Raw genomic sequence first — 16,681 nt, 5'->3', positions numbered from 1 at the left:
TCAGCGGACGAAACGCACCTCGGTGAGTTCTTCACCGAGGAAGGGCTCCACGTGCGAGGCGCCGTCGAGCGCGAACCCGTTGCGCGCGTAGAAGCGGTGCGCGCGGGGGTTGTCCTCGGCGACCCACAGGTACAGGCCTTCGTCGCCTTCGACGGCGGCGTCGAAGAGCTGCTGCCCGATGCCCGTGCCGTGGAACTGGTCGAGCAGGTAGATGAAGTAGAGCTCGCGCGGGCGCGGGGCGTCCTCGTCGCGGGCAGGGCCCGAGCCGACGAAGCCGACGATCTCGCCGTCGACGAGGGCCGCACTCATGCGGTAGTCATCGCCCTGGGCGGCCCAGTGGGTCCAGAGCTCGGCCATGCGCTTGGGGGAGACCGCCTCGAGGGCGGCCGTGCTGATCAGGTGGTCGTACGTCTCGTGCCAGCACGTCGCGTGCACGCGGCCGAGGGCCTCGGCATCCACATCTCGCACCGGACGGACGACGATGTCGGTTCGGGTTTCCGCAGTCATGGCGCGACTCTACGCGGCCCTTCCGCCACCGGGAAATCGACCTCGGACGACCCGGCGATGCGGTAGGACCCCGGCATCCTGCCAGGGTCGCGTGCCACGATCCCGGGCATGATCGCGCGCCCCGCCCTCACCTCGGTCGAGGCGCGCATCGACGCTTTCGCGAACCGCCTCCTCCGCTCGGCGCCGGCGACCGGGACGCGGGCGCGCCTGGTGGAGTTCGCCGTGTTCGTGCTGAAGCAGGCGTGGGCGTGCGTCTTCGGGGCGACGTTCCTCGCTGTCGTGGTCGCCGCGAAGCTCTGGTACCCCGACGACGCCGCACTGGCCCGCAACGATGCGCTGACGATCGCCGCCGTGGTGATCCAGGTCGTCATGGTGGCCGGGCGGCTCGAGACGCTGCGCGAACTGCGCGTGGTCGTGCTGTTCCACGTCGTCGGCACGGTCATGGAGCTGTTCAAGACCGACGTCGGCTCCTGGATGTACGCGGCCGACGGAGTGCTGCGGATCGGGGGCGTCCCGCTCTACAGCGGCTTCATGTACGCCGCGGTCGGCAGCTACATGGTGCGGGTGTACCGCCTGTTCGACCTGCGGTTCTCGCGCTATCCGCGGCGGTGGCTCACCGCGATCGTGGCCGCCGCGATCTACGCGAACTTCTTTACCCACCACTGGATCGTCGACCTCCGCTGGGCGCTGGTGGTGGCGGTCGTGGTCCTCTGGGGGCGCACGACGATGCGGTTCCGCTTCTTCCGGGGGACGTTCCGGATGCCGCTCCTCCTGGCGTTCGCGGGCGTCGCGGTGTTCATCTGGCTCGCCGAGAACATCGCCACGTACGCCGGGGCGTGGCTCTACCCGTCGCAGGTGGGCGGGTGGCAGCCGGTCGACGCGTCGAAGCTGTCGTCGTGGTTCCTGCTGATGATCGTCTCGGTCGTCCTGGTGACCTGGGTGTATCCGCCGCGCGAGCCGGACGCCGTCGCATTGTCGGCAGGGGACAAACAAATCGTCGTTCCATAGGAAGATCACTACGCTCGCCGGTCGTGAACGTTCTGTGGCGCACCCTGCTGGTCCTCTTCCGCGCGCGGCGGCGACTGCGTCGCGAAGGCCCCCTCGATCCGAACGCGGTCGGGCGGATGCGACTGCGCGTCCTCCCCACCGACATCGACCTGCTCCGCCACCTCAACAACGGGCGCTACCTGTCGCTGTTCGATCTGGGGCGATGGGATCTGCTGACGCGCACCGGGATCGCGGGTGCGATGACCTCGCACGGCTGGTACGCCGTGGTGGCCGCCGAGACGATCACGTTCCGCCGTTCGCTGGAGCTGTGGCAGCGGTTCGAGCTCGAGACGCGGCTGCTCGGACACGACGATCGCGCCGTCTACCTCGAACACCGCGCGGTGGTCGACGGCGAGATCTTCGCGCGGGCGATCATCCGCGCGCGCATCCTGCGGCGCTCGGGCGGAACCGTGCCGCACGAGGAGCTGTTCGCCGCGGTCGGGCGCCCCGAGGGCGTGCCCGACGTCGAGCCGTGGGTGCACGACTGGGCCGCGGCCTCCGCGCTGCCCTCGACGAAGCGCCCTGCGCCCAGCGACTGGCGCTGAGCCGCCTGTTGCGTGAGTCGCCAAGATTTGTCGCCTCGGGCCACGGCCAGGCGACAAATCGTGGCGACTCACGCGTTCGGGGCGTCCGAAACGCCGAAGCGCGCGTCGAGCCACGCGACCTGACGCGCCCAGTGGCGCGTGCCCCCGCCCTCGTGGCCGTTGTACGGGTAGACCTCGATCGCGGCATCCTCGGATGCCAGGGCGTGGAACGCCGCGAACACCCCCGACGGCAGCACGATGTCATCCATCAGCGCGACCGAGAAGAACGCCGGCGCCTGGATGCGGCGGGCGAGGATCGCCCCGTCGATGTGCGACAGCGTGTGCAGCGCCGCGGCGGTGTCGTCGCGGTGGATGGACAGCCATCGCGTGATCTCGGTGAACGGGGCGGAGGGCGTGCGCACGATGGCGTTCGGGATGTCGCACAGGAACGGCACGTCCGGGAGGACCGCGGCCACCGCGTCGCCCGACAGTGCCGCGGCGGCGATCGCGAGCGCACCGCCCTGGCTGCCCCCGGTGACGGCGATGCGCGTGGCATCCACCCCGGAGAGCTCGCGGACCACGTCGACCAGACGCGCGGCGTCGGCGAAGAGACGGCGGTAGTAGTACTCGTGCGGGTCGTGGATGCCGCGGGTCATCACGCCGGGGTAGGCGGCGGTGGAGCCGTGGGGGTCGGGGGTGTCGCCGATGCTCCAGCCGGATCCCTGGCCGCGCGTGTCCATGATGACGTGCACGTAGCCGGCGGCCGCCCAGGCGATCTTGTCGCCGGGGAGCCCGCGACCGCCGCCGTAGCCGATGAACTCGACGACGGCCGGGAGCTGTTCGCCGCCGTGCGGGCGCACGACCCAGCCGCGGATCTCGTCGCCGGCGAATCCGGTGAACGTGAGGTCCTGGATCGAGAGAGCGCGCACCGGTCCGTCGACGCGCGTCAGCGTCGCGGGCCGCGCGGCGGCACGGGCTTCGGCCAGCGTGTCGGACCAGAACGCGTCCAACCCGTCGGGCTCGACGAGCTCCGGGCGGTACTCGCGCAGAAGCTCGAGGGGCATGTCGGTGAAGTTCACGGCCACGGGGTCCTCCAGGTGTCGGGGCGAATCGACAGTAGCGAAAGAGCGCTCGCGCGAGGAATGGGGCGCGGGGCCACCGTGACACGGTGGGACATGGGTCCCACGGCATGACGCGCGGCCGGCCCCTTTCCGTGTCGATTCGGGGCCGCGCGGCGGGGCCGCCCGGGGCTCGCGGGTGCCGTGCCTAGGCTGTGGAGCATGAGCGAGAACGACCCGCACGCGCACGGTCCCCTGCTCTCCGCCGACGCGGTCGAGCGCGCCACGGCCCTGGCCGCGATCTTCGCCGCCTCCACCCCGACCCTCTCGTCGCCCGTCGCGTCCCCCGAGGCCCTGGACTTCCTCGCGCGCGCCGCGGACGGCGTGCTGCGACCGGAGGGCACGACGGCGCCCGCGGCCGCACTGCACCGCCTCGCCGGCGACGTCCCGGCGGCGCTCCCGTGGAGGGTGCGTGGTGCGGTCCAGCTGGGCGGTGCGATCGCTCCCGTGCTCCCGAGCCCGGCGGTGCCGTTCGCCCGCCGTGCCCTCTCGGATGCGCTCTCGCCCCTGTCCCTCGACGCGCGCACCGATCGTCTCGGCCCCGCGCTCGCCGGGCTCGGTGCCGATGCCGTCGCCGACCTGCGGCTCACGGCACCGACCGTCCGGGGCGAGTCGGCCGCACGGCACCGGCTCGACGGCATCCGCGCCCTCGCCGCCCGCGACGACGTCGCCCGGGTCTCGGTCGCGGTGCGCGAGGTCGTCACCGGGCTCTCGCGGTGGGCGTTCGAGGCGGATGTCGAGCACGCCGCGGAGCGGCTGCTGCCGCTCTTCCGGGATGCCGCCGGCGCGGGCACGCGCGTCACGCTCGTCGCCGAGGGGCGCGACGACCTCGACCTCACCGTCGCCGTTCTGACCCGTGTGCTCGAGGAGTCGAGCCTGTCGGCCGCCGACGCCGGCATCGCGCTGCCGATCGCCGTCCCCGAGGCGCTCGGCGCCCTGCGCGAGCTCGCCGCCTGGGCGCGGGTGCGGGTCGCCGCCGGGGGAGCGCCCCTCGCGGTGCGCCTCGACGACGCGATCCCGGCCACCGACGACGCGCTCCGCGCCGCGCGGCACGGCTGGCGCGCCCCCGCCGTCACCGCGACCGCCGACCTCGACGCGCTCGCCGTCGCCGCCGTGCGCGAGGCCCTCGGCCGCCGGGCCGCCGAAGGGCTGCGCGTCGCTTTCGCGACGGGCGATCCGGTACGGGCGGCGATCGTGCGGGTCCTGGCCGACACCGCCGACGTCCCGATCGACCTCGCCCTGCCGCTCGGCGTGGCCTGGAGCGTGGAGGGTGCCCACATCGTGCTCGCACCCGTGGTGCACCCGGACGACGCGGATGCCGTGGTGGCACCGCTCGCCGCGCAGGCGGCGGAGCGACGCGCGTCCGATGACGACGTCCACGCCCGGGTGACGACGGCCCTCGCGACGCCCGAGCTCTCACCGGCCCCGCCGCGCGAGCCGCAGCGCGGAACCGTCCCGACGCCCCCGATCCTGCGCGAGCCCGCCGCCGACGACTCACCCGAGCCCGGTCTGACGCAGGCCGTCCTCGGCATCGCCCGCGACGCGGCCCCCGGCGACACGCAGGCCCTCGGCCCCGACGTCCAGCAGATGCTCTTCGGCGGGCAGGCGTTCGTCGACACCGCGGTGTTCTCGGTGCGCGAGACCGCCGAGCTCTCGGGAGCCGCCCCCGGGTTCCGCAACACCTCGGCCGCCGATCCCACCGTCGCCGCGGACCGGGCCTGGGCCCATGACGTCCTCGCCGCGGTGAGCCGCTCCACCGCTGGAGACGCGACGGCCGCGGCCGGTCGCATCGACGACGAGGCCGGCCTGGATGCCGTCGTCTCGCGCGTCCGCGAGGCCGCGGAGGAGTGGGGGAGCCGCGCGGCGACCGAGCGCGCAGCGGTGATCGAGGCGGCATCCCGCGCGCTCGCCGAACGCCGCGCCGAGCTGGTCGAGGTGCTCGCGTCGGAGGGCGGTGCGCTGTTCACCGAGGCGGACGCCGAGGTCGACGAGGCCGTCGACGCAGCCGCGTACTACGCGCTGACCGTGAAGGAGCTCGACCGGGTCGCCGGTGCGGTGTTCGTGCCGGACCGTCTCACGGTCGTCGCCCCCCGGTGGAACTCATCGGTGGGTCTCTGCGCCGCCGAGACGCTCGCGGCGCTCGCCGCCGGCTCGGGTGTCATCCTCACGCCGTCGCCGCGCGCGCGGCGGGCGGGCGCGGTCGTGGCCGAGGCGCTCTGGGCGGCGGGGGTTCCGCGGGACGCCTTCGCTTACGTCGATCTGAACGAGGAGGCATCCGGTCGGGCGCTCCTCGTGCACCCCGGCGTCGACCGAGTGCTGCTCGCGGGCGCGCGGGCGACCGCCGAACGGTTCCTCGAATGGCGCCCCAGCCTGCCCCTGCAGGCGCTGACGGCCGGCCGCAACGCGGTGGTCGTCGCCCCGTCGGCCGACCTCGACCGCGCCGTCGCCGACATCGTGGCCGGGGCCTTCGCCCGAGCGGGGCAGGCCGCGACCGCATCGTCACTGGTGATCCTCGTCGGCGCTGCGGCGCGGTCGACACGCTTCCTGGAACAGCTGAAGGATGCCGTGGCGTCGCTGCGCGTGGGTCCCGCCGACGACCCGCTCTCCGACGTCGGACCGCTCGTCGAGGAGCCGCAGGGCGACGTGCGCCGCGCCCTCACCGTCCTCGCCGACGGGGAGCGCTGGCTCGTCGAGCCGCGCGAACTCGACCTCGGTCCCGAGACGGCGGGCCGCTTCTGGACCCCGGGCGTCCGCACGGGCGTCCACGCCGGTTCGCACCTGACCCGCACCGCTGTGGCGGCGCCGGTGCTCGGCATCCTGCACGCGCCGACCCTGGGCCGGGCGATCGAACTGCAGAACGTCGTCGGGTCCGGGTTCGTGGCGGGCCTCCACACCCGCGACGCCGCCGACCTCGACCTCTGGCTCGACACCGTCGATGCCGCCGTGCTGCGGGTCAACCGCCCCACGACGGGCGGGGTCGTGCAGCGCGAGCCCCTCGGCGGTCGGGGTGTTTCGGGCGTGGGCCCCGGTGCGATGTCGGGCGGCCCGAACCGACTCGTCGCGCTCGGGTCGTGGCGGCCGTCGTCGGGGGGTCCGGCGTCGTCGACGCTGCATCTGCGCGGCCTCGACACGCGTATCTCGTCGCTCATCGAAGCGGCGCAGCCGACGCTCGACTACGCCGCGTTCGAGTGGCTGCGGCGCGGCGCGCTGTCGGACGCCGTCGCGTGGGACCGCGACTTCGCACGGGTGAAGGACGCCTCGCGCCTCGGCCTCGAGCGGAACCTGCTGCGCTACCGCCCCACCGACGTCGCGATCCGCGCCACCGCCGACGCCCCGTGGCAGGCGGTGCTCCGCGTGCTCGTCGCGGCCGTGCGCTCGGGTTCCGACTTCAGCCTCAGTACGCCGGTGGGGCTCCCCGCCGCGGTACGGCACCTGCTCGGCGAGAGCGCGGTGCCCGTCTCGGTCGAGACCGACGAGGAGTGGCTGCAGCGTATGGCGGGTGGCATCCCGGATGCCGAGCCTGCCGGCGATGCGGTGATCTCCCCTCCGCCGCGACCGTCGCGCGTGCGGCTCGTCGGCACGGCCGATACGGCGGAGACTCTGCGCGTCGCGCTGGTCGAAGCGCTCGGCGGCGACCCGTCCCTGACGATGTACTCCGGCGAGGTCACCACCGCGGGCCGCATCGAGCTGCTGCCGTTCCTGCGCGAGCAGGCGATCTCGATCGAGGCGTTCCGCTTCGGCCGCCCCGACCCCTGGAGCGCCGAGGTCATCTGACGCCCGCGGGGCGGGGCGGGGCGGCGCGGGTGGCGGCCGGTGTGAGCGGCGCCGTGGCCGGTGTCGGCGCGGGCGGCGCCGTGGCCGGTGCATCGCGGCATCCAGTTCACGTGATCTGGGCGAGCGCACCCGCCGTGGCGCGCTTGCGCCGGCTGATCTCGGCCAGGTCGCGTGATCTCGCGCCCCTCGCGCGCGCCCGCCCCCGACCGCCTGCCCGTCGCCGAGCGCACACGATCCGGTCGAACGCACATGATCCGGGCGTCCGGAACGTGCGCGCTCGGCCGGATCGTGTGCGCTCGGCGGGCCCGGGCCGCCGGGCCGGCATCCAGGTCGCGTGATCTGGGCGAGCGCACCCGCCGTGGCGCGTTTGCACCGGGTGATCTCGGCCAGGTCGCGTGATCTGGGCGCACGGCGGCGCGGGCGCCCGCGTCTGCAACGTTGTAGAGTCGGCGCACAGAGGTGGGGGAGGGATGCCATGAGCGCAACGCTGCACGATGTGGCACGCGCGGCCGGGGTGTCGATCAAGACGGTCTCGAACGTGATCAACAACTATCCGCACGTGCGGTCGGCGACCCGCGAGCGGGTCGAGGCCGCGATCGACGAACTGCAGTACCGCCCGAACCAGGCGGCGCGGAGCCTCCGGTCGGGCCGGGCCGACATGATCGGGCTCATCGTCCCGGATCTGCGGAACCCCTACTTCGCCGAATTGGCGGACGACGTCATGCGCGCGGCGCGCGCGCACGGCTTCTCCGTGCTCATCGAGCAGTTCGACGCGGAGCGCGACAGCGAGCTCGCGGCCCTGCGCGGCGCGCGACGCCGAGGCCTTGACGGCGTGCTCTACTCGGTGCTCTCGCTCGGTGAGGACGATGCGGCTCTCTTGGACGAGGTCGGGATGCCGATGGTGCTGCTGGGGGAGCGGATCTTCCACTCCGCGCACGACCACGTCACCATGCGGAACACCGAAGCCGCGTACGCCGCGACGGCTCATTTGATCGCGACCGGACGCCGACGCATCCTCGCGCTGGGGTCGCACCCTGGTGAGGTCGTCGGCTCGGCGGGGCTGCGTCTTCGCGGTTACGAAGCGGCCCTGGCCGAGGCGGGGCGCGAGCTCGACCCGAGGCTCGTCGTGCCGGTGGACCGATGGCACCGGATCGACGGCGCGGAGGCCATGCGTGCCGTCCTGGATTCGGGGGTGCAGTTCGACGGGGTCGTCGGCTTCAACGATTCCCTCGCCCTCGGCGCGATGAGGGTGCTGTTGGAGCGCGGGGTGCGCATTCCCGAAGAGGTGGCGATCATCGGCTTCGACGACCTCGACGAGACGCGGTATTCGCTGCCCGCGTTGACGACGATCGACCCCGGGCGGTCGGAGATCGCCCGAGTGGCGGTGGACCTTCTCGTCGAACGCATCACGGGTGCCGGCGAGATCGCTCCGCGGGAGTTCCTGGCCGATTTCCACCTCGTGGAGCGCGAGTCGACGCGGTCGTGAATCGCGACTCGTCGGCGCAGGGCGGGAGAGGGAGCGCGTGATCTGTCGCCGTGGATCGCCGTTGCGGTTGTAGTGTGAGGCGTCGTCGGCGGAGAGGGGGGTCCATGGCTGCGACGCTCCATGACGTGGCCCGGCTGGCGGGCGTTTCGATCAAGACCGTATCGAACGTCGTGAACGATTACCCTCACGTGCGCCCGGCCACGCGTGAGCGCGTGCAAGCGGCCATCGACCGGCTGGGGTACCAGCCCAACCTCTCCGCCCGTAGTCTCCGCTCGGGTCGTAGCGGTGTCATCGGTCTCGTTCTCCCCGAGCTCAGTCTGAGCTACTTCGCGGAGCTCGCGGACGCCGTCATCACCCGCGCCGAGAGCCACGGGTTGGTCGTCATCGTCGAGCGGACCGGCGCGGACCGCGCGCGGGAGCTCGCCGCGCTCTCCAGTCCCCGGATGAGGATGACGGATGGTGTGATCTTCAGCCCGCTGGGAATGGGGCAGGAGGATGCCGCTCTGCTCGAGGTGGACTTCCCTCTCGTTCTCCTCGGAGAGCGGATCTTCGACGGGCCCGTGGACCACGTGACGATGCGCAACGTGGAGGCCGCCCGCGCTGCCACGGATTTCCTGCTGGCTTCGGGTCGCCGCCGGATCGCTTTGATCGGCGCCCATCCGGACGAGGAACTCGGCTCGGCAGCGCTCCGTCTTCGAGGCTACGAGGAGGCTCTGGAGACCGCGGGTATCGACGTTGATCGGGCGCTCGTGAGAGCGACCACCCTGTGGCATCGAGCGAACGGTGCGGACGCCACCCGCGAGATGATCGACGAGGGAGTGGTGTTCGATGCCCTCTTCGGTCTCAATGACGCGCTCACCCTGGGGGCGATGCGGTCCCTGCAGGAGGCGGGCTTACGGATTCCGGTGGATGTCGCGGTGGTCGGCTTCGACAACATCGAGGAAGCGCAATACGCGGTGCCGAGCCTGACGACGATCGATCCCGGGAGGGACCAGATCGCCCAGCGGGCTGTCGATCTGCTCGTTCAGCGGATCGAGTCGGGAAAGAGCAGGCCGTCTCGGCCCGCGACGGAGACGGCTTCCTTCGATCTGGTCGTGCGCGAGTCGACTCCGGCCTAGCGTGGCGCGTGGCGTCGGGGCGGGCGCCGATGACGGCCCGCCCCGACGGCATCCGCTACTGGATACCCTCCTTGACCAGTCGCCACTGCTGGCACAGTCCGCTCGTCGGACCCCACTGCTGAGCGACGGCCCCGTCGGCGCTGGCGCAGGACGCGATCTCGAGGTATTTCCCGCTGTTGGCGTTCGTGATCGCCCAGTACCCGGCCGCGTTGGGGGTGAGATTCCACCTCTGCGTTGCATTGCCGGTCGGTCCCCACTGGACCGCATCGGTGCCGTCGGCCAGAGAGGCGCTGGGGATCTCCAACAGCTTGCCGCTGTTCTTGTTGATCAGTGAGAAGGTCCCTCCCGCAGCCGTCGTGACCTGCCAGATCTGGGTGGGGTTGCCCGTCGGTCCCCACTGCCCGGCGGCTGCCCCGTCGGCGGTCGCCGCGGAGAAGATCTCGAGCAGCTTCCCACTGCTCCGGTTCACGATTCGGAACTCAGGGGCAGGAGTGGTCGACGCGTCGAACACCTGGATCGCATCGAGCTCGGCGTACGTTCCCGTGTAGGAGAACCGGATGGTGTTGGTGCCGGCGTTCAATGAGACGCTCTTCTGCGCCCAGAGATAGCGACCCCAGTCCGCCGTCCGCGGGTAACTGATGGACGTCGCGGATGCTCCGTTCACTGAAACGTCGTGAGCGCTGGTGCCGGTCGTGCCGTTCGCATAACGGACGTTCATCGTGTAGGTGCCGGCAGCGGGAACCCTGACGGTGAACGTGACGGTGCTGTTCGAGTAGTTGATGTTGCCGACCTTCGACCCATTCGTGGCATCCGCGTGCGTCACGAGCGACGCATTCACCCGGGTGGCGTTCTCCGCCTCATAGGTCGTGGCATTGAGGGGGATGGTGCCCACGCGGATGTCGTTGTAGAGATTGCCGGGCCGGTAGTTGTCGACGTTCGTCGCCTGATAGAGGGTTCGACCGTCCGGACTGTAGTCGATGCCTTGAGCGAACCCCGTGATCGAACTTTGGCCGTCGAACGTCGTGGCGAATGGGAGTCGTTCCCACGGCCCCACTCCCAGGTTGTAGTTGACGAAGAAGTTCTGACCGCTGGTCAGGTTGCCGGCGGGGTCGAGCCCCCACTTCGACGCCACGACGACCATGCCCTGAGGGCCGCCCGTGGGGACCCAGGTCACGGTGGGGGAAGACCCGATCCCGCGCCCGTCGGCCAACTCGACCGGCGTACCCAACGACGTCGTCGTGCCCCAGTTCAACCCGTCCGGCGACTTCTTGTAGAAGACGGGGGAGGCATTGGCGAACGCGTAGCCGGCGGCATTCACGACCTCATAGGTCGCGAGATAGCTGTTGTCGGGAAGCTTTGTCACAGTGATCATGCCGGGGCGGTGCCGCTTGTCTGTCGGAGCCGACACGTTGGACAGTGCACCCCAGGTCAGCCCGCCGTCTGTCGAGCGTCGATACGAAACCGCCTGGAGGACGTTGTTCGCTTTCTGCCGCTCGTCTGAGAAGTAGGCGGTCAGCCCTCCGTTTCCGTCAACGATCAGCGTGGGTTCCCACACCGTCGTCGTCGTCGACGAGGATGACGGGTCGTACACGGCCGGGCCGCCACTGTCGATCGTGCTCAGATAGGTCCAGTTCGCCCCTTGGTCGGTGCTCTTGTAGACGACCAATTTGGTGATCGAGGCCGGGTCGTCGCGGTCTGCGGGGCGGATCTGGCCCGTGAGCAACAGGGTGCCGGCGGCGAGACCGCCGGTGGCTTGGGGAAGTTCGTACAGGAACGGCTGGGCGAGGCGGTCGAGCTGAGTCAGATCCTCCTGACCCGGGATCCCGGGGAACTGCAGCCCAGGATTCACCGCGGCGATCTTCGTCCACGACGCGCCTCCATCGGAGCTACGGAAGATCGGCCATTCCTGATGGCAGGGGAGACTCGGGGTAGCCAGGCATGCCTGGGTGTCAGTGGTCGGGTTGGAACTCGGGCTGACGTCCTTGATCAGCCGGCCGTCGTCGAAGGTCACGACGAGCGTGCCGTTGGCCGACCCGCTGTGCTTGAGCGCGACGATCTTGGCATACGCCGTGCCGGTCGCGTCGCCGCCTTCGTCATTGAACGACGATCCATCGGGCGGCGCGTAGACGAGCGATCCGTTCCCGGTGGTCACCGCGTGCGCAGGTGCGGCTGTCAGAGCTGACCCCAGGAGGATCAGAGTCGTCGCCAGCGCGAGGGTGCCCGCCCGTCTACCGGCGGCGGAGTGGGTGTGGGTGTGTCGCATCATTGCGTCCTTTCAAGCGGATTGGTAGATATACAACGTTGTACAAACAGAGCGAGTGCATGCTCCACAGTGCCGATCCCGAGGACTCAGATGTGTCCCGTCGCGAGCTCGCGGAAGGCGTCCGCCACGGGTGTCCTCACGCGGCGGAGCGTCCCGTCGGGGTCCTCTTCCAGTGCCCACAGGCCCATCGGCAGCAGGTACTCCATCGCCGACTTGTCACCGGTGCGGTAGGTCCACTCGATCATGTCGGTGATGCACCACCAGGTGTAGCCGACGACGTCGACTCCCTCGGCTCGCAACTCCCGGACCCCCGCGGCGGAACGCTGCATCCACGAGATCCGCTGCTCCACCGTGCCGGTGTAGCTCGTCTCGGTCAGGAAGACGGGCTTGCCGTAGCGCTCCGCGAAGGATCGCAGGACGTCCTTCATCCCCTCGACTCCCGCATCGAGGCGCGGTCGAAGGTCGCGCGGCCCCCCGGAGCGCGTGACCCCGCGCTCGAACACCTCGGTCGAGTGCTGCGGATAGTAGTTCACCCCGACGACGTCCGGCTGCGCGGTGTGGGTACGCGCCCAGTCCAGGTCGTCGTCGCGGAACCCGTGCTCGCGCAGGTACGGGACGAGCGGGTGCTCCTCGCCGACTCGCCCCATCACCAGGTCCTGGATCAGGAATCTCCTGTCTTGGAGGTGTCGGTGGGTCTCGGCATGGGCCTCGACGTCGCCCGCGAAACGGAACGACGCCTCCACGTGCAGGAAGTCGGCGTCCGCGACGGTCTGAGCGATCGCCGTCTGGGTCTCGACGATGCCGCGGGTGATCCCACGGAGGACGTCGACGAAACCGTCATGGCCCGTCCGGTACGGCGGCCACTGCCCGAACTCCCCGCAGTACATGACGTTCAAGAGGGGTTCGTTGAGCGGGGTGTAGTGGCGGATGCGGCCGCGATATCGGTCTGCGACGGCCGCTGCGTATTCGGCCACGCGCGAGGGGTAGTCCGGGTTCACGAACTGGTCGTCCAGCCACAGCGGTGTCCCGTAGTGGATGAGATCTGTGAGCAGCGTGAGCCCGAGTTCGTCGAAAGCGTCGATGACGCGGTCCAGCCACTCCCAGTCCCAGGTCCCCGGTGCCGGCTGGATGCGATACCACGGGATGCCCCATCGAACCATCTCGCTCCCGGCCGTCGCGCAGTGCTCCAGGTCTTCTCGCCAGAAGCGGTAGTGCTGCATCAGGTCGTACTCGTCGAGCGACCTCTCCCCGGGTCGGGTCTGGGGGATGAAGGTGTCTTCGACACCCATGGCGAATCGCAGGCGTCCGTCTTCGAACCAGCGCATCAATCGTCCTTCGGTCACGTCGTTCGGGGTGGGAGGGGGCTGGCGAAGTCGGACCTGCGGACCGCGAGGGCGGTGCGCAGATCCGACTTCCCGACCGGGATCGTTCAGCCGGCCAGAGCCGACTCGATCTCCTTCTGGGCGGTGGTGAGCACCTCTTCCACGTCGCCCCCGGTGAGGGCCTTCTGGGTGGCGGTGTCCATCGCCGTCAGGACATCGGTCGAGGGGATCACTCCGGGAAGCAGTGCCACACCATACTGCGACTGCTCGGTGAGAGCGGCGACGACCGTGTTCTCGGCGACGTCGGCTGCGCTGACGTCGGTCGTGAGCGGGGGCCACCCCGAGGCCAGCGACCACGTGACCATGTTCTGCTTCTGGTAGAACCACGTGAAGAAGGTCTGGATGGCTGCCTTCTCGGCGTCGGTCGCTTGCGAGGTGATGCTGAGATCGACGGCCAATGCCGAGGCCTTGATGCCGGCGGGGCCGGCGGGGAGCGGCGCGATCCCGTACGGGACCCCGGAGGATTCGGCGACCGTCGCCATCCACGGACCGGCCAGGGTCATCGCCACCTTGCCGGAGCTGAACAGCCCGTCGGCATCCGCGCCGGCGAGGCCCGTCGGCGAGAATCCGCCCTTGGCCAAGGCGTCCTTCCAGTACGTGAGCGTCTTCACGTTCTCCGGTGAATCGATGACGGCATCGCCGTCGGCGGTGACGACCTCGCCGCCACCGCTCTGGAACAGGGACGGCCAGACGCCGTTGCCGACGGTGCCATGATCCTGCAGCGCCAGCCCGTACTGCTCGGGGGTGCCGTCACCGTTCTCGTCGACCGTGAGCGCGGTCGCCGCGGTGACCCACTCGTCCCAGGTCGTCGGCACCTGCACGCCGGCCTTCTCGAACATCGCCGTGTTGTAGAACATGGTCAACGGGGTGAAGCTGAGCGGTGTGGCGTAGTGCTTGCCTTCGACGATCCCGGTCGCGACCGCGCCCTCGTTCAGGGTTGCGGCGCCGCTGTCTGCGGAGCCGTACCAGTCCTCGAGGTCGTGCAGTGCACCCTTGGACGCCCAGACCGGAACGTTCTCGGCGGGCAGCGCCACCAGTTCGGGGCCGGTCTTGGAACTCAGGGCGGGGAGCGCGGTGTCCAGCAGAGTGGCCCACGGCTTCACGGACGGAGTGATCTCGACGTCGTCCTGGGACGCGTTGAACTGGGCGACGAGGTCGTCGAGGACCTTGCCATCGGCTTCGGTGTAGCCGTGCCAGAAATCGATCTTGACGGGACCGTCGGGGGCGGACGCCGTCGCGGCGCATCCGGATGTCGCGAGCGCGAGAGCGCCGACGACGACGGCGGTAATTGCTTTCTTCATTGGTGCTGGACCTCCACGAGTCGACTCCACTGTCGATGGAACGGCAGAAACGCCGTCATTCCGGGTTTATACAACGTTGTAAGTGCGCTGTGATCACATAGTGGATCTTCCCTCCGCGATTGTCAACAGCCTCTCGCGGGGTGCGTCAGGTGACCGCTTGACGCCCTTCCGATGGTGACCCTATTGTCATTTACAACGTTGGAGAAGCGGCCCGAGGGTCGCGCAGGGACAGGAATGGCAATGACGCTGACCAGCACGCGACGGTTCCGGCCGCCGCCTCAGATCGGTGGCCGCGGGCCGCTACGCGGCGGTGCGCGACGTCGCCTCACGATCGTCGCCTTTCTGCTGCCGGCGATGGCCGTGCTCGTCACGTTCGTCTTCTGGCCGATGGTCGCAGCCCTGCGTCTCTCGTTCACGGATGCCAGCGGTTTCGGGCTCGAGGAGTTCGTCGGCTTCGACAACTATGCGCGGGTCTTCACCGATCCCGACATCATCCGCGCGATGGGCAACACGGCGACGTACACGATCATGTTCACGCCGATCGTGGTCGTCTTCGCCCTCGCGCTCGCTCTCGCTCTGAACAGCCCGCACCTTCCGTGGCGAGGCGTCTTCCGCACCGCCCTGTTCCTGCCGTTCATCGTCTCGCTGGCCGTCGCGGCCTTCGCCTGGCAATACCTGCTCGATCCGCAGGTGGGCCTCCTCAACTTCTGGCTGCAGTCGTTCGGCATCCGCATCGGCGATGTCCTCCAAGATCCGACGCTCGCGATGCCGGCGGTGGTGCTCATCGCCGTGTGGAAGAACTTCCCGTTCTACATGATCGTCTTCCTCGCGGGGGTCCAGGAGATCCCGCAAAGCCTCTATGAAGCCGCGCGGATGGATGGCGCCAGCCCGATCGCACGATTCCGCAATGTCACGGTTCCGCTCCTCGGCAACACGATCGGGTTCGTCCTCGTGATCGCCACCATCGCCGCCCTGCAGGCTTTCGACCAGATCTACATCCTCACCGGCGGCGGCCCGTACCAGAGCACCCAGACCGTCGTGATGCAGATCTACAAGTCCGGATTCAAGGACCTCGAGCTCGGGTTCGCCTCCGCGCTGTCGTATGTATTGCTCGTCGCGACGCTTCTGCTGAGCCTCGTCCAGTTCGCGATCACGTCGCGCGGTGAGAAGGACGCGGGCTGATGATCGAAAGGAGAACTCGCGCCGCGTCGGACCGTCTAATTCGTCTGGCCTCGTTCGGCGGCATGGTGATCGTCGCCTTCCTCGTGCTGCTGCCGATCGCGATCATCGTCTTCACCGCGTTCAAGCCGGTCGCGGAGGTCAACGCCTTCCCGCCGACGCTCGTCCCGGGGTCGTGGACGCTCGACAACTTCGCACGGATCTTCACGGATCTGCCGTTCGCCCGGCTCGTGCTGAACAGCTTCATCTTTGCCGGAGGCGTGACGGTCTTCGCCCTGGTGTTCGATTCGCTCGCAGCCTACGTGCTGGCCAGGGTCGACTTCCGGGGAAGCAGGGTGCTTCTCATCGCGATCGTGGCGAGTCTCATGGTGCCCTTCCAGGCAACCCTCATCCCCGTCTATCAGCTCATCGCGGATTTTGGATGGATCAACTCGTACACGGGGTTGATCGCTCCGCGCGCCGCCGACGCATTCGGGATCTTCTTCCTCCGACAGTTCTTCCTGTCGCTTCCTCGTGACCTGGACAATGCGGCGCGAATCGACGGCGCCTCCGAACTCCGGATCTTCAGGAGTGTCGTGCTGCCCAATGCCGTTCCCGCTCTCGTGACGCTCGGCATCTACACGTTCGTCAACAACTGGAACGACCTGCTGTGGCCGCTCGTCCTCACGACCGACCAGCAGATGGGCACGATCACGTCGGGTCTGACTCTGCTCACCGGCCCGGACGGGATCATTCCCTACGGCGTCATGATGGCCGGCTCGCTCATCGCCCTGGCGCCCCTCGCCGTCCTCTTCCTCGTGCTCCAGCGGCGGTTCATTCAGAGCGTCGCCAGCACCGGACTCAAATGATCAGCCTTACGCCCGCAGGCTGCAAAGCCGACCGCACCGATCGCATTCGGTACGCGCTCGCCCGGTTCGTCCCGAGCGCCGCTCCGCCCACCTTCTGACCATGGGCCTCCACGACCTCGTGGAGACCCCGACCA

General features: G+C 69.7%; 12 protein-coding genes. 7 read left to right on the top strand and 5 right to left on the bottom strand.

The window, feature by feature from the left end; translation table 11 throughout:
- Complete coding sequence (locus QM517_RS09035; RefSeq protein ID WP_077049759.1) at positions 1–507, bottom strand: GNAT family N-acetyltransferase; 507 nt, start codon at positions 505–507, stop codon at positions 1–3.
- Positions 508–615: 108 nt separating this feature from the next.
- Here QM517_RS09035 and QM517_RS09030 point away from each other — a divergent pair, with 108 nt between their 5' ends.
- Both QM517_RS09030 and QM517_RS09025 read left to right on the top strand, forming a co-directional pair.
- Positions 616–1,515, top strand: a complete 900-nt coding sequence (locus QM517_RS09030) for a DUF817 domain-containing protein (protein ID WP_283286796.1) — start codon at positions 616–618, stop codon at positions 1,513–1,515.
- A 23-nt stretch (positions 1,516–1,538) separates the two neighbouring features.
- The gene (locus tag QM517_RS09025) at positions 1,539–2,099 is read left to right on the top strand and encodes an acyl-CoA thioesterase (protein WP_283286794.1); all 561 of its coding nucleotides are present in this window, start codon (positions 1,539–1,541) and stop codon (positions 2,097–2,099) included.
- A 68-nt stretch (positions 2,100–2,167) separates the two neighbouring features.
- On the opposite strand, the gene QM517_RS09020 is transcribed toward QM517_RS09025, so the two are convergent.
- The gene (locus QM517_RS09020) at positions 2,168–3,157 is read right to left on the bottom strand and encodes an acetylxylan esterase (RefSeq protein ID WP_283286791.1); all 990 of its coding nucleotides are present in this window, start codon (positions 3,155–3,157) and stop codon (positions 2,168–2,170) included.
- Positions 3,158–3,358: 201 nt separating this feature from the next.
- Between QM517_RS09020 and QM517_RS09015 the strand changes: the two genes are divergently transcribed.
- The 3 genes from QM517_RS09015 (at position 3,359) to QM517_RS09005 (ending at position 9,574) form a co-directional block, all read left to right on the top strand.
- Positions 3,359–6,970, top strand: a complete 3,612-nt coding sequence (locus tag QM517_RS09015; RefSeq protein ID WP_283286789.1) for a proline dehydrogenase family protein — start codon at positions 3,359–3,361, stop codon at positions 6,968–6,970.
- A gap of 475 nt (positions 6,971–7,445) precedes the next feature.
- Positions 7,446–8,456 (top strand): LacI family DNA-binding transcriptional regulator, encoded by a 1,011-nt coding sequence (locus tag QM517_RS09010; RefSeq protein WP_283286787.1) that lies wholly within the window; start codon positions 7,446–7,448, stop codon positions 8,454–8,456.
- A gap of 104 nt (positions 8,457–8,560) precedes the next feature.
- On the top strand, positions 8,561–9,574 hold the full coding sequence (locus QM517_RS09005; RefSeq protein ID WP_283286784.1) for a LacI family DNA-binding transcriptional regulator: 1,014 nt from the start codon (positions 8,561–8,563) through the stop codon (positions 9,572–9,574).
- Between the two features lie 55 nt (positions 9,575–9,629).
- Here QM517_RS09005 and QM517_RS09000 read toward each other — a convergent pair whose 3' ends face one another.
- From QM517_RS09000 to QM517_RS08990, 3 genes are all read right to left on the bottom strand, one after another.
- Positions 9,630–11,726: an RICIN domain-containing protein gene (locus tag QM517_RS09000; RefSeq protein WP_283286782.1), complete on the bottom strand. Its 2,097-nt coding sequence runs from the start codon at positions 11,724–11,726 to the stop codon at positions 9,630–9,632.
- A 197-nt stretch (positions 11,727–11,923) separates the two neighbouring features.
- Positions 11,924–13,162 carry a family 1 glycosylhydrolase gene (locus tag QM517_RS08995; protein WP_283286779.1) on the bottom strand — a complete coding sequence of 413 codons (1,239 nt, stop codon included), beginning with the start codon at positions 13,160–13,162 and terminating at the stop codon, positions 11,924–11,926.
- 104 nt (positions 13,163–13,266) lie between these two features.
- A complete protein-coding gene (locus tag QM517_RS08990) occupies positions 13,267–14,520 on the bottom strand; it encodes an ABC transporter substrate-binding protein (RefSeq protein WP_283286777.1) in 1,254 nt (417 codons plus the stop codon).
- Positions 14,521–14,760: 240 nt separating this feature from the next.
- Here QM517_RS08990 and QM517_RS08985 point away from each other — a divergent pair, with 240 nt between their 5' ends.
- Both QM517_RS08985 and QM517_RS08980 read left to right on the top strand, forming a co-directional pair.
- Positions 14,761–15,702, top strand: coding sequence for a carbohydrate ABC transporter permease (locus QM517_RS08985; RefSeq protein ID WP_283286775.1), 942 nt, complete (start codon positions 14,761–14,763; stop codon positions 15,700–15,702).
- A complete protein-coding gene (locus tag QM517_RS08980; RefSeq protein ID WP_077049749.1) occupies positions 15,702–16,547 on the top strand; it encodes a carbohydrate ABC transporter permease in 846 nt (281 codons plus the stop codon). Before QM517_RS08985 ends, QM517_RS08980 begins: the two co-directional genes overlap by 1 nt.
- Positions 16,548–16,681 lie beyond the last annotated feature (134 nt).

Origin of the sequence: Microbacterium sp. IEGM 1404 (assembly GCF_030056775.1) — a bacterium.
GTDB lineage: Bacteria > Actinomycetota > Actinomycetes > Actinomycetales > Microbacteriaceae > Microbacterium.
The sequence above is the reverse complement of the archived record's forward strand: the minus strand, read 5'-3'. Positions and strand labels throughout refer to the sequence as shown.

Coding starts and splice junctions, on each gene's coding strand:
- QM517_RS09010 (WP_283286787.1), top strand. CDS start 7,446: ATGAGCGCAACGCTGCACGATGTGGCACGCGCGGCCGGGGTGTCGATC.
- QM517_RS08990 (WP_283286777.1), bottom strand. CDS start 14,520: ATGAAGAAAGCAATTACCGCCGTCGTCGTCGGCGCTCTCGCGCTCGCG.
- QM517_RS09015 (WP_283286789.1), top strand. CDS start 3,359: ATGAGCGAGAACGACCCGCACGCGCACGGTCCCCTGCTCTCCGCCGAC.
- QM517_RS08995 (WP_283286779.1), bottom strand. CDS start 13,162: ATGCGCTGGTTCGAAGACGGACGCCTGCGATTCGCCATGGGTGTCGAA.
- QM517_RS08985 (WP_283286775.1), top strand. CDS start 14,761: ATGACGCTGACCAGCACGCGACGGTTCCGGCCGCCGCCTCAGATCGGT.
- QM517_RS09005 (WP_283286784.1), top strand. CDS start 8,561: ATGGCTGCGACGCTCCATGACGTGGCCCGGCTGGCGGGCGTTTCGATC.
- QM517_RS09030 (WP_283286796.1), top strand. CDS start 616: ATGATCGCGCGCCCCGCCCTCACCTCGGTCGAGGCGCGCATCGACGCT.
- QM517_RS09035 (WP_077049759.1), bottom strand. CDS start 507: ATGACTGCGGAAACCCGAACCGACATCGTCGTCCGTCCGGTGCGAGAT.
- QM517_RS08980 (WP_077049749.1), top strand. CDS start 15,702: ATGATCGAAAGGAGAACTCGCGCCGCGTCGGACCGTCTAATTCGTCTG.